13 protein-coding genes are annotated in these 15,529 nt (G+C 31.0%); 7 read left to right on the forward strand and 6 right to left on the reverse strand.

The genetic code is table 11. The features are described 5' to 3' along the window. The first annotated feature begins 529 nt into the window (after nucleotides 1-529). The 3 genes from QZ357_RS00865 (at nucleotide 530) to QZ357_RS00875 (ending at nucleotide 5,054) form a co-directional block, all read left to right on the forward strand. Nucleotides 530-3,130, forward strand: coding sequence for a calcium-translocating P-type ATPase, PMCA-type (locus QZ357_RS00865; protein ID WP_290770777.1), 2,601 nt, complete (start codon nucleotides 530-532; stop codon nucleotides 3,128-3,130). A gap of 107 nt (nucleotides 3,131-3,237) precedes the next feature. Further along, nucleotides 3,238-4,425 (forward strand): hypothetical protein, encoded by a 1,188-nt coding sequence (locus QZ357_RS00870; RefSeq protein WP_290770779.1) that lies wholly within the window; start codon nucleotides 3,238-3,240, stop codon nucleotides 4,423-4,425. A 224-nt stretch (nucleotides 4,426-4,649) separates the two neighbouring features. Continuing rightward, nucleotides 4,650-5,054 carry a hypothetical protein gene (locus tag QZ357_RS00875; RefSeq protein WP_290770781.1) on the forward strand — a complete coding sequence of 135 codons (405 nt, stop codon included), beginning with the start codon at nucleotides 4,650-4,652 and terminating at the stop codon, nucleotides 5,052-5,054. A 46-nt stretch (nucleotides 5,055-5,100) separates the two neighbouring features. Here QZ357_RS00875 and QZ357_RS00880 read toward each other — a convergent pair whose 3' ends face one another. Beyond that, complete coding sequence (locus tag QZ357_RS00880) at nucleotides 5,101-5,676, reverse strand: hypothetical protein (RefSeq protein ID WP_290770783.1); 576 nt, start codon at nucleotides 5,674-5,676, stop codon at nucleotides 5,101-5,103. A 110-nt stretch (nucleotides 5,677-5,786) separates the two neighbouring features. Next, on the reverse strand, nucleotides 5,787-6,164 hold the full coding sequence (locus QZ357_RS00885; RefSeq protein ID WP_290770785.1) for a nuclear transport factor 2 family protein: 378 nt from the start codon (nucleotides 6,162-6,164) through the stop codon (nucleotides 5,787-5,789). A gap of 134 nt (nucleotides 6,165-6,298) precedes the next feature. Between QZ357_RS00885 and QZ357_RS00890 the strand changes: the two genes are divergently transcribed. From QZ357_RS00890 to QZ357_RS00900, 3 genes are read left to right on the forward strand one after another with little or no spacing between them, the layout of a single operon-like run. Beyond that, nucleotides 6,299-7,837 carry an FGGY-family carbohydrate kinase gene (locus QZ357_RS00890; RefSeq protein WP_290770787.1) on the forward strand — a complete coding sequence of 513 codons (1,539 nt, stop codon included), beginning with the start codon at nucleotides 6,299-6,301 and terminating at the stop codon, nucleotides 7,835-7,837. 11 nt (nucleotides 7,838-7,848) lie between these two features. After that, a complete protein-coding gene (locus QZ357_RS00895; protein ID WP_290770789.1) occupies nucleotides 7,849-8,811 on the forward strand; it encodes an acetylxylan esterase in 963 nt (320 codons plus the stop codon). Between the two features lie 15 nt (nucleotides 8,812-8,826). Further along, complete coding sequence (locus tag QZ357_RS00900) at nucleotides 8,827-9,084, forward strand: TIGR03905 family TSCPD domain-containing protein (protein WP_290770791.1); 258 nt, start codon at nucleotides 8,827-8,829, stop codon at nucleotides 9,082-9,084. A gap of 24 nt (nucleotides 9,085-9,108) precedes the next feature. Here the strand turns inward: QZ357_RS00900 and QZ357_RS00905 are convergent, their stop codons facing one another. The 4 genes from QZ357_RS00905 to QZ357_RS00920 all read right to left on the reverse strand — a co-directional run bounded on the left by QZ357_RS00905 (nucleotide 9,109) and on the right by QZ357_RS00920 (nucleotide 14,523). Continuing rightward, a complete protein-coding gene (locus tag QZ357_RS00905; protein WP_290770798.1) occupies nucleotides 9,109-10,497 on the reverse strand; it encodes an MATE family efflux transporter in 1,389 nt (462 codons plus the stop codon). Nucleotide 10,498: 1 nt separating this feature from the next. Next, entirely contained in the window at nucleotides 10,499-10,942 is a 444-nt protein-coding gene (locus QZ357_RS00910) for a MarR family winged helix-turn-helix transcriptional regulator (RefSeq protein ID WP_290770800.1), read from the reverse strand. A gap of 108 nt (nucleotides 10,943-11,050) precedes the next feature. After that, nucleotides 11,051-12,640 (reverse strand): Na/Pi cotransporter family protein, encoded by a 1,590-nt coding sequence (locus QZ357_RS00915; RefSeq protein WP_290770802.1) that lies wholly within the window; start codon nucleotides 12,638-12,640, stop codon nucleotides 11,051-11,053. Between the two features lie 293 nt (nucleotides 12,641-12,933). Then, complete coding sequence (locus QZ357_RS00920; protein WP_290770804.1) at nucleotides 12,934-14,523, reverse strand: ClC family H(+)/Cl(-) exchange transporter; 1,590 nt, start codon at nucleotides 14,521-14,523, stop codon at nucleotides 12,934-12,936. A gap of 327 nt (nucleotides 14,524-14,850) precedes the next feature. Between QZ357_RS00920 and QZ357_RS00925 the strand changes: the two genes are divergently transcribed. After that, nucleotides 14,851-15,513, forward strand: a complete 663-nt coding sequence (locus tag QZ357_RS00925; protein ID WP_290770806.1) for a CopG family transcriptional regulator — start codon at nucleotides 14,851-14,853, stop codon at nucleotides 15,511-15,513. The last annotated feature ends 16 nt before the right edge of the window (nucleotides 15,514-15,529 follow it).

Below are 15,529 nucleotides of genomic sequence, written 5' to 3' on the forward strand. Positions count from 1 at the left end.
CAGGACTTGAACCTGCGACCTCCGGGTTATGAGCCCGACGAGCTGCCAACTGCTCCACCCCGCGTCAGTACGTTATATTATAGTCTCAAAACATTAATTTTGTCAAGTATTTTTTTTATTTTTTTAATATTTTTTTACATAATTTATTTATGTATCTCTATAAAAACAGTATAACATAAAACACTGCAATAAATATACCTTATCATAAACAAAGTAATCCTTTGTAATACGTCTTATTTACAAAAGAATAACATTCATACAGTATAAATTTACATAGAAAGTAAAACCATAATATATAAATTTATAAATTTCGTAATAATGCTATTGCATTTTAAATCAATATAAGGTATATTATATATCAAATAAAAGGGAGTAGCTGGCACAATGTGTTTATGGTGTCGTCAATCTCGACAGTACAACTGTCCGTATCATAATTAAACAGCGAGACTTTTATTGTATATTGATATACAATAAAAGTCTCGTTTTTTATTGTATATTAAAAATTTGTATGAAAGGATCAATTTAGAGAATGAAAAACTACTACAACCAATCTGCCAATGATGTAAAAACGGCAATCAACGGTTCAACAGAACCGATAAGCAGCAGTAAAGTAAAAGAAAACCAAGAAAAATACGGATACAATGAACTATCCGAAGGAAAAAAGAAAAGCATACTCCAAATATTTCTTGAACAGTACAAAGATTTTCTTGTAATCATACTTATTATTTCAGCTGTAATCTCAATGTTTTTGGGTGAAAAAGAAAGCGCCATAGTAATATTGGTAGTTATAACAATCAATGCTATTTTAGGAACAGTTCAAACAATTAAAGCAGAACAATCTTTAAACAGCCTCAAGCAGCTTTCTTCTCCAAATGCAAAAGTTTTAAGAAATGGTATAATCGTTGAAATACCTAGCAGAGAAGTAACTATCGGAGATGAAGTCCATCTTGAAGCAGGGGACTATATCCCTTCTGACGGAAGAATTATAGAATGCTCAAGTCTAAAAGTAGACGAAAGTGCACTAACCGGAGAAAGTCTGGCTGTGGAGAAAACAGAAGAATCTCTTAAAGGAGAACTTCCTTTGGGAGACAGAAAGAACATGGTTTATTCCGGAAGTTTCGTAACATACGGAAGAGCTTCATATATAGTTACCGACATAGGAATGAATACGGAAGTAGGAAAGATAGCATCGCTTATTAAAAATACATCTGAGAAAAAGACCCCGCTTCAAGTAAACCTGGATAAATTCGGACAAAAACTTTCAATCGCAATATTAGCACTATGCGGATTATTATTTGCCCTTCAAGTAATACAAGGGGGAAACATAACTGACGCATTTTTATTTGCAGTAGCACTTGCCGTAGCTGCAATTCCAGAGGCTTTAAGCTCAATAGTCACAATTGTTTTAGCCTTTGGAACACAAAAAATGGCAAAAGAAGGAGCCATAATACGTAAGCTTCAAGCAGTTGAAGGGCTCGGCAGTGTATCCGTAATATGCTCGGACAAAACAGGAACACTTACACAAAATAAAATGACAGTAGAAAATTACTATGTAGAAGAAAAAGATATAACCGCAGATAAAATAGACATAAATAATCCTTCTCATGCAGATATGCTTCTATACAGTATCTTATGCAACGACTCGACAAACGTCGACGGAAACGAAATAGGAGACCCTACAGAAACGGCTCTTATAAACTTAGGTGAAAAATATGCATACAGCGCAGTACAACTGAGAAAAAAATATCCAAGACTAAGTGAAATTCCTTTTGACAGTGACAGAAAGCTTATGTCTACACTGAATAAAATAAAAGATAATTATACTGTTATTACAAAAGGAGCAATCGACGTAATACTAAACAGAGTAACACACATAAATAAAGATGGAAAAAACGTCAAAATTACCAAAGAAGATATAGAAAAAATAGAAAAACAAAACCTTGAGTATTCTAAAAACGGTCTTAGAGTTTTAGGTGTAGCATATAAAACTTTAAAAGAAGAAAAAACTTTAGATCTTAATGACGAATATGATTTGATTTTCCTTGGACTTATTTCAATGATGGACCCTCCAAGGGAAGAAAGTGCAAAAGCCGTACAGGAATGTTTAAGCGCAGGTATAAAACCCGTTATGATCACAGGAGACCATAAAGTAACCGCATCGGCAATAGCAAAAAGAATAGGAATATTAAGAAATGATGACGAAGCCTGCGAGGGCGCTGAAATAGAAAATATGTCCGATGAAGAATTAAAATCTTTTGTGGAAAAAACAAGTGTTTATGCAAGAGTTTCTCCTGAACACAAAATAAGAATCGTAAGAGCATGGCAGGATAAAGGAAATATAGTTGCAATGACCGGGGACGGAGTGAACGATGCCCCTGCATTAAAACAGGCAGATGTAGGAGTTGCTATGGGGATTACAGGAACGGAAGTATCAAAAGACGCTTCTTCAATGGTACTGACGGATGACAATTTTGCAACCATTGTTAAAGCAGTAGATAACGGACGTAATGTATATGCAAATATTAAAAAAGCAATACAATTTTTAATTTCCGGAAATTTTGCCGCTATCTTGGTCGTATTATTTGCTTCATTAACGGGTCTTCCGGTTCCTTTTGCACCGGTTCACTTATTGTTTATCAACTTGCTTACAGACAGTCTGCCTGCAATAGCACTTGGGCTTGAACCTCATAACCATGACGTTATGAACGAACCTCCAAGACCTATGAATGAATCTATAATGAATAAAAAATTCTTAACAAGCGTCGGAACTGAAGGGTTTGTAATAAGTATAATGACAATAGCAGCATTTTTAATCGGATACAAAAACGGAAATGCAGTTTTAGCTAGTACAATGGCATTTGCAACATTATGCTTATCCAGACTTATGCACGGATACAACTGTAAAGAAAATAAACCTGTACTATTTACCAAAAGATTTTTTAACAATAAATATATGCAAGGTGCTTTCGCCATAGGTTTTGTACTTCTAAATACAGTTTTATTGATTCCTGCGGTACAAAGCATATTTTCGGTTCAAACACTAAATATAACTCAATTAATAACCGTATATATCTTATCATTTATAAATATACCTGTAATTCAACTACTTAAAAAGATAAGAAATAAATAAAAATAATTAAAAGGTACTTATATATAAGTACCTTTTTGTTTATTTTATCAAAAAATATGACTTTTCCGTCAATATATGGTATAAATATATATATCGGAGGAAATAAATTGAAAAAAACAATACTAAGATTATTAACTTTAATATTTCTGATTATGTTTTGTTTTTCACTTTGCGGATGCAAAAACAATGCTTACAAGAGTTTCAGCAAAACAATAAAATACGAAGACCTGGACAGCGTGGATAAAAAAATGCTTAGCCAATTAAATAAAATACTATATAAATCAAAAGAAAATTTATGGCAAAACTTTAACTTGAAAAACAAGCCTTTAATAATGATAAGAAAAGACGAAAATGATGATAAAGGAAAACAAAACAGAAAAGATATATCCTATTATGCAATAAACATAGACGGCATAGAAAAAGAAGCCACAAAAAAAGTCAAAATGCCGGAGGGCTTTTATTTCAAAAGCGTATACAGATTTAATAAAGTACCGGACTATTTAAGCCGGTTAAACGAAAATCACAGTTTGGCTGATGATAAACTGAAAATAGGAAATATCGATAATATATTTTATTTTAAATATAACAGCAAAAATTTTACAACCGAAACCGAAAACAATATAGAAAATTTATTCCCCGTATCATTTTCAAAGAGCGCTTTTGAATATTATGTACAAAATTCATGGAAGTTGACATATCCCAAAAGTATAGCCCTTACAAAAAAAGAAATATCTTATATAGGACTTAAATATAAAATTATAGAGCAGCTGCAAAAAGAAAACAAAAAAGAAGAGATAAACAAGAAAAAAATAAATATGCTTATAAGTGAATACATAAGCGTTGAAGCAGAAAGGTATTCACTAAATAATAAAGAGTATCTTGAACAAGAAAGAATCAAAGAAACCGTATTGGGAAGCTCATTTTATATTTCATTCAGAGCATCAAAGCTCACAAATACGAAATATGATATACTGCAATATGAAAATAAAATCGTTACACTTTCAGAAGTATTCAACTTGATGAGTCAGGATAAATATCCCGTTACATTTATTTCTAACGACGAACTGTCTATAACCGGTATGATTTTATGTATTTCTTTAAACAACATCCAAGGTACAAAATGGCAAAGCGAAATCAATAAAAATGACGAAGAAAAAACAATAACATTATATGACATTATACATGACTATTATAAAAAAAATAAGTTAAAAAAAATAAATATAGAGGATATAAAAGAAAAATATAACTATAATAAAATATTGGAAAAAAGTGAAAAAATTCAAAGATTACTATAAACAGAGGTTAAGACCTCTGTTTTTTATTTTATATATGAAAGTATTATTGACACAACAAAAACAATATATTTATAATAAAATCAAAATCAGATACAAAAAGCAGAAAACTTTTATTAAAAGTAAATACAAGACCTAATTAAAATGATTAACTTAATCCCAGTTTAAAAGTTTATTTCTAAATAAGTCTTAAAAAATGTAATTGGAAGAAAAGAGAGGGTTGTATTATGTCAAATAATTTAATAATGATTATTATTATTTTCATGATGTTAGTCTTTGTACCTACAACAACAGTGTTTTTAATAATTATATTTAGTAAAAAAAGCAGGGAAAGAAAAATTAAAAATTATACAGGTACTGCCGAAGAAACAATAACAAATATCGTTAAACGAGGAATAGATTCTCCATGGATAATATATGCATCCTACAATGTAGATGGGATACACTACAACATAAAAGAAACAGCAAAGTTAAAAAGTAATATCATAAAAGTAGGGAAAATCCCCATAGGACAAAGGAAAACATTTATAATGGGATTTATTAAAAAAGGCAACAAAATAAAAATCCAATATGACGAAAATAATCCGAAGAAAGCAATTATTGCCGATAACAATGGTATCATAACAGGCTGATATAACAAAAAACACAAAATAAAACAACCATAAATTTATGGTTGTTTTAAAAATGAAATTTATCATTTAAATCTATTATTTCTTCATATTCTTTTTTCTTTTTTAAGTGAAATAATATTAAAATTCCACCGATAAGTATCCCTATTCCCAATCCGATAAAAAAGTCCACCGGGTAATTTGATATTATATAAAGTTTTAAAAATATCATAATCGCAGTTATACCCAAAGCATATTTCCCAAATTGTTTTTCATTATAATATATCAAAACAGTACTGCACGCACTCATCATTATATATCCGGCAGGAAAAGCATATCGTCCTATTTCCGGAAGATAAATACCAACCCCGTTTTCACTTAAGAAAACTCTAAAATGAAACAACAAAGGTTTCATAACTTCATTTCCGATTATAGAGCAAATAAATAATCCAACGATAATAAGTACTGTAAATTTTTTGTCTTTTTTATAAAAATAAAGACATATACTAAAAACAATCCAAACAAATCCCATTACCAATACATTACTTATAACGGGAATAATATGTCCGGATAAAATTTTATTTAAAGATATCGGAAGTGCAAGATTATCGACAAACATAACCAGAGTATCAAGTAAACTATCCATATACAACTCCTATTACTTATATTAAATATTTTATATATTATAAACCAAATACATAAAAAGGTCTACTTATCTTTTATAAAAATAATAAAGAGGATTAACCCCCTTTATTTTTAAACCGTAGTAAATGTTTTTTGTATTATTCTCCATTCATCGTCAACTTTAATTAAGTGAAACAAATCTTTTATCGTTGCAAATCCAAAAAAGCCATCAACATATAATGTCACTTTTGCAATACCACCGATAACTTCCAAATCACTTATAACACATTTGCAATCGATATTTTCACTTTTCATTGAAGGTTTAGAAGAAAGATCTTCATAAAAAATTTCCGGAGTCCCGACAATCACATCTTCCCCCAAATAACCGCTCATACCTGCTTTTTCATGAAATATTTTTTTAAGTGTATCAATATCGGCCGCATATACCGCATTAAAGTATTTTTCTACCAATTGCTCAATCGCCTTAGCTTCCAAAAAATTATTATTCATAATTCTCTCCTTTGCAACTATATTTTTATTTATTATAACATAAACCAATATTTAATTTATTGATTAAAATCTAAAAAGTCAAATTTAATATGCTATAATAAAACATATAAAAACAATACAAACGGGTGAATTTTATGCAACATATTGTTTTAATAATAGACTGCGGTACACAAAGTATACGGGCAATGCTGATAAATCAAAAAGGGGAAATACTTTTAAAAAAGAAAAAAGAGTATTTATACATAAAAAACGAAAAAGAAAATTTTATAGAATTTGACGCAAATGATTTCTTTGAAGACATAATAAAATTACTGATAGATTTAAGAAAAAGCAATAAAAATTTGTTTGAACAAATTAAAGGAGTCAGTATCACTACACAGAGAGATACATTTGTGGTGGTAGACAGAAACGGAAAACCTTTAAGAAATGCCATATCATGGATGGACAGGAGAAAAGCAAAAAACTATAAGCCTCTAAATCCTTTTTACAGCATACTTTTTAAAATTGTCGGAATGGATAAAATGGTAAAGAGCTTTATGGAAGATGCACGATTTAACTGGATTATAGAAAATGAACCTCAAATCTGGGAAAAAACGCATAAATATCTATTGCTTCCACAATATTTAAACTACAAATTTATAGGTAAATACATAGAAAGCGACGCAGGAACAGTCGGACATATTCCTTTTGATTATAAAAACAGAACATATGATAAACCCTATGGAATAAAAAGAAAGCTGTTTAATGTAGAACAAAGAAAACTTGCAAACATAGCCCCTTCAACAACCGTTATGGGAACAATATCAGATGAAATATGTGAAAGAATAGGATTAAGAAAAGGAACACCCCTAATAGCCAGCGGAAGCGACAAAGCGTGTGAAACCGTTGGGGTAGGGTGTATAAAAGAAGGAATCGGAAGTATATCTTTGGGAAGTCAGGTTACGATACAAGCCACAACGGACAAATATTATGAACTTACAAAATTTGTTCCGCCTTTTGACAGTGTAATCCCTAATATGTACAATCCCGAAATAATTTTATATAGAGGATTTTGGTTAATAACTTGGTTTATAAAAGAATTCGGATACAAGGAAGAAACAATATCTCAAAAAAATAATGAAGATATATTTCATATAATGGATAGTAAATTAAAAGAAATTCCTATAGGATGTGACGGATTAATACTCCAACCATACTGGGGACAAGATATTTTAAGACCCCTTGCAAAGGGCAGTATTTTGGGATTTAATGACCAACATACAAGAATGCATATATACAGAGCAATAATAGAAGGTATAGGATATTCTTTAAAAGAAGGAATAAACAAAATCGAAGAAGCATCAAAAGTCAAAATCAAAAAAATTGCTTTGTCGGGCGGAGGTTCCAAAAGTGATATTATTTGTCAGATATTAAGCGATATTTTAAATAAAGAACTTTATACAATACAAACATATGAAGCTTCCGGAATAGGTGCGGCAATGACATCTTTCATAGGATTGAATATATACGAAAATTTCGAAGAAGCCTGTACAAATATGGTAAGAATCAATAAAGTTTATATTCCAAAAGAAGAAAATGCAGAAAAATATAATCGGATTTATAACAATGTATACAAAAAAATATACAAGAATGTAAAAAATATTTATACAAAAATAAATAAAACAAATATATAAGGAGGAGTAACATGCCACTAAAAAATACTATCGAAAATTATAAAGATTATATGGGTATTTCCCCAAAAGCAGAGGACTTTGATGAATATTGGAATGAAGGCATAGAGGAAATGAAAAAAACAGATTTTTCTTATACACTGGAAAAAAAGGATTTCCCCATGGAAAATATAGAGGTATTTGATTTATACTTCAAGGGCATGAACGGCGAAAATGTTCATTGTGAATTTGTAAAACCAACGCATATCAAAGAAAAAATTCCTGCTGTAATATCTTTCCACGGTTACACATCCAATGCAGACAGCATTTACTCAAAAGTACCATATGCGTATAACAATATTGCATTTTTAGCTTTTGAAGTTCCAGGGCAAGGAGGAAAAAGCGAAGATAATTATACGGCAAACGGGCCGACCCTTTACGGACAAATAATAAGAGGTGTTGATGACAAAAACAAAAATAAACTTTTTTTCAGAAATATATATTTAAACGCCTTAAAAATATCTTTAATACTTTCCGATATGGACTTCATAGATGAAAACAGAATCGGAACAACCGGGAAAAGTCAGGGAGGAGCATTAAGTCTCGTAGTTGCGGCTCTAAACAATAAAATCAAAGCAAGTGCGGTCATTTATCCTTTCTTGGCAGATTTTAAAAAAATATTTGAAATGAATATGTGTGAAGATGTGTATGTTGAGTTTAAAAATTGGTTTAGAAAATACGATACTCTGCACGAAAAAGAAGATGAATTTTTTGAACGTCTGTCTTATATAGATGTACAAAACTTTGCAGATAAAGTAAAATGCGATACTTTGTTTTTTACTGCATTATTGGACACAACCTGTCCTCCGATAACACAATTTTCAATATACAATAAACTTAAATGTAAAAAAGATATTAAAGTATACTGTGAATATACTCATGAAAGATTACCTTACTCAGATGATATAACATATAAATTTTTTAAAGAAAAACTATAATTAAAAGGATAAAAAATGAAATATAAATACAAAACAAAAGGAACATGCTCCACAGAAATAACTTTTGATATAAATAACGACGTAATAACAAATGTAAAATTTACGGGCGGATGCAACGGGAATTTACAAGCTGTATCAAAACTCGTAGACGGATTAAAAGCAGAAGAGATAGAAGCAAAATTAAAAGGTATACACTGTGGGATGAGAAATACCTCCTGTGCAGACCAACTTACTATTGCAATAAAAGAAGCCCAAAACAAACAAAAAGGATGAAACTATTCATCCTTTTTTATTTTTTTAAGCATTAATTACCTCATTATTATCCATATTTTTTAATATTTTTTTACTGCTAAAGACAAATACCATACATGTTGTAAAAATGGCGATAACATCCGCAACCGGCTCTGCCCAAAATACGGCGGCAACTTTGTTTTCAAAAAATAAAGGCAAGATATAAATAAGAGGAATCAGCAATATAATCTTTCTGAATATAGCCAAAAAAGTAGATATTAAAGCTTTACCGAAAGCAATAAAAGTCTGCTGACATGCTATTTGAGCACCCATAAGAAGTAATCCCGCCATATATATCCTAATTGCCCATACCGACAATTCCATAAGCTGAGCGTCATTTGTAAAGATTGAAATAAGAAGCTCTGGAGTAATTTGTGCAAGTAACCACAATAGTGTCGAATATGACAGGCAACATATAAGGGTTAACTTAAATGCTTTCTTTATACGTTCCTTATGACCCGCACCGTAATTATAACTTATTATAGGTTGTCCGCCTTGTGTAATTCCCTGTAGAGGGAGCATTGCAAATTGCATAACACTAGATAATATAGTCATTGCTCCGACGGCCAAATCACCTCCGTATTTAAGAAGAGATGAGTTAAAACACAAAACTAAAACACTTTCTGTGGCCTGCATTATAAAAGGAGCTATACCAAGAGCAATAGAAGGAAGAAGTATATTAAAATCAATTTTGAAATTTTTTATCTTCAACTTCAAAACTGTATTTTTTCCTGTTAAAAAATTTAAAGCAAACAATGCGCTTATAGCCTGAGATATAACCGTTGCGAATGCTGCCCCCTGAACTCCCATATCAAATCCAAAAATAAATATAGGATCCAATATAATATTGGTAAGAGCACCTATTATAACGGTAAACATACTTACCATGGAAAAACCCTGAGCCGCAATAAAAGCATTCAAACCAAGAGTAAGCTGAACAAATATTGTCCCAAGAGCATATATAGTCATATACTTTTCCGCATAAAATATAGTATTTGCACTGGCGCCAAACATATAAAGTATCGGTGTTTTAAAAATCACAATAACAACAGTAAGAATAAGAGATACTATAATCAGCGATATAAAAGAATTTCCTAAGACTTTTTCCGCACTGTCATTATCTTTTTTACCCATAAATATACTTGCTCTTGGAGATCCTCCGACACCGAATAAAAAAGCAAAAGCAGAAATTATCATAATGACGGGAAAACATACCCCGACACCGGTTAGGGAAGCTGCACCTATCTCTGGGATATGACCTATATACATTCTGTCTACCATATTATAAAGAGCATTTATTATTTGAGAAGTTATTGCAGGAAGTGCCAATATCAACAATAACTTACCTATCGGTGCATTTTCTAAATCCACTTCTTTTGACATTTTTAATTTCATATTACTTCAACCTCTCATTAAAACAATCTAATATTTTTCTTATTGTACTTTGTGCTTGACGTATTTCCTCAAAAGATATATTCGTTAATATAGAAGATGTTATCTCTTTTTGTACAGAAGATATTTTCTTTATAATAAGATCAGACTTATTTGTAAGACTGATTCGCTGGATCCTTTTATCGAGCTCATCCTTCTTTACATCTATCAGTTCTTTTTTTTCTAAACTATCAATACTGCGACATATCAAACTTTTAGATACATCCAAATAAATATACAAATCTTTATTAGTATTTTTTAAAGGGTTATTATAAAGAAAAATTAGAATACTTATCTCATTGGGAGAGTAGGTATTATCATTAAACATTTCGGTAAATACTTTTGAATAAGCCTTTCTTACCGTCGCCAAATCTTTTAGTACAGTTTCTAAATTTTTTACAAAATACATGTTTACACCTTAAATAATCTACAATAGTTTACTTGTGAACTATTATAGTTTCTTTATATATATATTGTCAAGAAAAAAGAACACCTTAATAGTGTTCTTTTAAAAAATTTAATCTTCATTTACAACCATCATATTATAATCCCTTGCAATGGCAAGTATATGTTCGTTAATTCTCTCTACATCGTTGACCAGCTGAGAAAAGAATAATGTTAACTCAAAAGAAATACTCTTTTCTTTCATTCTTTCGATTTGGCTTTTTTTGATATCTTTACATAATGCTTTTATATTAATATAATTTTCTTCTTCTTTATTGATATCTTTTAAATCTTTGGATGCAGATATAATAAGCTTTTGAAGTGTATTTATTCTTTCTTTCTCTTGTTCGTTTAGCTTATTTTTTGAATAACCCTGTATTCTTACGGCATAATTTGAGATACGCTCAATATCTATAAGTAAATGATAATAAATACTCATAACAAAACTGTTTTCACTGTTTTGCTCTATCCCCAAAGCCTCAGTTATATACTCAGACAACTTATTATTGATTGCATCAACCTTTTCTTCTCTTTTTAAAAGACTTTTTTCTCTTTCTTTATCAAAGGATATCAACTGCGAAAAGCTGTCATCGATATTTTTAAACGCAAGATTCTGAATATGTTCTATTTCACTTTCGATTTGTTCTACCAAAATTGCCGATGTACCGATCTGGTACGAAAGGGTAGGAAGAGGAGATGAGAAAATATCTTCTTCTTCATTATTTTTATTGGCAGGCAATACTTTTTCTGCAAAGTTTGCAAGATATGTTCCGAATGGAAGCAATAATAATGTCGTTACTATGTTAAATAATGTATGCATATTTGCAATTTGCGCGGCTGCATTATCAGGTGCAAACGAGCCCACAAAAGAAACAAGTGGCGTAAACATACAAATAACAGTAAAAATAACAGTACCTATAACATTGAAAGATAAATGTATAACGGTTGTTTGTTTAGCTTCTCTTCCCGTTCCTATAGATGCCAAAACAGCTGTAATACATGTACCTATATTTTGTCCGAAAAGCACATATACCGCTCCATCAAGACCTATAAGCCCATTTGCGGCTAAAGCTTGTAATATCCCTACAGAAGCACTTGAAGACTGGATAATTGCCGTAAAAACAGCTCCTGCCAAAATCCCAAAGAAAGGATTAGAAAATGTAGTCATAAGACTGATGAAACTTTCAGACTCTCTAAGAGGCATCATCGCACCGCTCATCATTTCCATACCTATGAAAAGAACTCCAAGCCCTGCTATAATTTCTCCTATACAATGTACCTTAGGATTCTTAAGGAAAACAACCAACACTACTCCAGCAAAAGCCAAAACCGGTGCAATCGCTCCAATATCCAAAGCAATGAGCTGACCTGTAATTGTAGTACCTATATTTGCCCCCATGATAATCCAAACTGCTTGTCTTAGTGACATCATTCCGGCATTAACAAAACCTACAACCATAACGGTAGTGGCACTTGATGATTGGATAATGGCAGTAATAACAGCCCCTACAATAACACCCAAGAATCGATTTGAAGTAAGTTTTTCCAAAATACCCTTCATTTTATCTCCGGCAGCTGTTTCCAGCCCTCCGCTCATCATCTGCATTCCATACAGGAACAGTGCAAGTCCTCCAAGTAAACTGATTATATTTGTTAATGTCATAAAATTTCTCCTTTTAATTTTATTAATTATTGTTACGTAAATTTATTGTATAAAAATTGTATAAAATCAGTATAACAATTGTAAAATCAAGTAGATAAAATGTACATAGGGTATCCATATTTTTTACATTGACTTTACATATATTTTACTTTAGGAGAAAAATAACACAAATTATAATAAATGAAATCTCAGATTCAAATAAAAAATACTTGATGTATAAATCAAGTATTTTCCCATTTAAATAACAATAAATCACTATTTTAAAACACATAATTAAAGATACTGTATATTCATCAAGTAATATATTTATTTTTTTTCTCACAACACATCTGAGTTAATATTTCATTCATATAATCCATTTCTTCGGCGCTTATAAGTACAGTAATGAAATCACCTGCTTTTACTTTATTATAACCCCGCGGAATAAATTCGTGATTTCCCCTTTCAATAGAAACGACCAGACAATTTTTAGGCCATATAATTTCACCCATTTTTTTACCGTCAACTTCACTTTCAAAAGTAACATTATATGTAATCAACATCGTTTCTCCTGCAGGTTTTCTTCTGTCAATTTTTCTGTTATCTAAAATCCTCTCTAACAAGCTTTCATATATTGGCTCGCTTCCGCAAAAATATGCCACGACATAGGATATTACACTTACCAAACTTATGGAAAGCATATGCTCCAACGAGCCCGTCATTTCAGAAACCAGAATTATACCTGTTATAGGTGCTCTTACCGTTGCAGCAAAAAAGCCTGCCATAGCAAGAATGATAAACTTACTCATAAACGCTTCCGTCAAACCTAAATATTCGATTACAAAACTTCCATATATAGCACCGCAAAAAGACCCCATAACCAGTAAAGGAAAGAATATACCTCCGGGTGCCCCTGAACCAAAACAAACAGCTGAAAACAAAAATTTTACAATAAGCAATACGATAAGAGTAGAAACAATAAAATTACCTTTTACCAATATATCGACCATAACGCTTCCTCCTGCAAGAACATAAGGATAAGTTAAAGCCAAAATACCGGATATAACAAAAGGAATAATAATTTTATATTCCGGTTTTATCCCTTTAATTTTAGCATAAATGCTTTGAGCAAATAGCATACCTTTGTTGTACAAAACACCGCAAAATCCCAAAAATATTCCCATAACAATCAAGGTCCAAAAATATTGCAAAGGAATCGTCTGTAAATTTCCGTAATTAAATACCGTTGTCATTCCAAAAATACTTTTAGCCAAAAAATCTGCCGTAACGGCAGCAGTCATAACGCTGACAATAACTCTTCCGTCAAAATTCTTATGTATTTCTTCCAGTGTAAACATAATTCCTGCCAAAGGTGCATTGAAAGCAGCAGCAAGCCCCGCACCTGCACCACAGGAAATATATGTTCTTTCTTTTGTTTTACCTTTATGCTGAACTTTCGCAAGTAGTTTACCTGCCATTGCTCCTAGTTGTATGGAAGGACCTTCTCTTCCGAGGGATAATCCGCCTATAATACATGCGGTACCGCCCAAGATTTTATTTACGATTACCCTCACAGGATTATGAGAAAGATATCCTTTCATCTCTCCGCTGACCTGAGGAATTCCGCTGCCTGATATTAAAGGCTCTGCCTTAACAAGTTTTCCGACAATAATACCCAGCAATATCAAAAAAACAAACCATAATATTATTCTTATTGTATTTCCTTGTATCAAATCAATACCGTTAAATAAAAACTTCTCTGCCTGCAAAAGTAAAAATCGATATACTATCGCAACCAAACCCGAAACGATACCGATAAATAATCCCTCAATAACAAACTCTATTTGAGCTTTTCCCCTTTTATTATTAAGCCTTGTTTTTATGTTCTCCATCGTATTGTTCAAAATAAATACCTCACCTGAATATTTAACCTTTATCTATATAATATTTAGTGCTTATTTATTGACGAAAATAAGCAATTTTTACTTAAAAACAACATACAAATATCGGTTAGAAATTCTCTTATAATACATTCTAAATTACATGAATAATATTGTAAAGAATTAATGTTTAGGATTAACTACATAAGTCAAAAATTATATATTAAATAGTTATTGAAATATATAAAATATTCCGTATTATTAATTTGTAATTAAAATTATATAATTATATTGACAAATTATATAATTGGGTATATAATTCATTCAAAATAAAGGAAAGGCAGAGGAAAAATGGGAAAAAGTGTATATAGTTTAGTACTTATGGACGAGGTTGTTGAAAAGATAGATGAAGAAGCTTATCAAATGGGAACAAGCAGATCAAATCTCATCAATCAAATTTTGGCGGATTATGTATCATACACAACACCTCAAAAACAGGTAGAAGGAATTTTTTCTTCTTTGGAAAATATGTTTAAAGAAATGAATACTTTTCAGGTTTTGGCAAATCCGTCTCCTTACTTTATGAATATAACTAGCTCGTTAAGATACAAATACAGACCTACGATAAAGTATGGGGTGGAGTTATACGACAATTCAAAATACTCTTTTGGCGAATTAAAGGTTACACTGAGAACAACAAATCAATCTTTAATCAGAGATATGAATCAATTTCTCAAATTTTACGCCCAACTGGAAGAAAAATATATAAGAGGAATTTTGGAGGAAAATTTATGTTACAAAATAGAAGAAAAAAAATATACAAGACAATTTGTTTTACCGAAAGAAAGAGGAGTTGACAAGGTTGATCTTGGAGTATTAATCGGAGAATATATAAAAGTATTCGACAGTGTGCTTAAAGTATTTTTAAGCGAACTGCCTTATACACAAGATGCATGCCAAGATGCAGAAAAAGAATACATTACTTTAATGCAAAAAGTACATGCAATTATTTAACTTAAAGGAGGATAAA

It is taken from the genome of Anaerofustis sp., assembly GCF_019420015.1.
Classification (GTDB): Bacteria; Bacillota; Clostridia; order Eubacteriales; family Anaerofustaceae; genus Anaerofustis.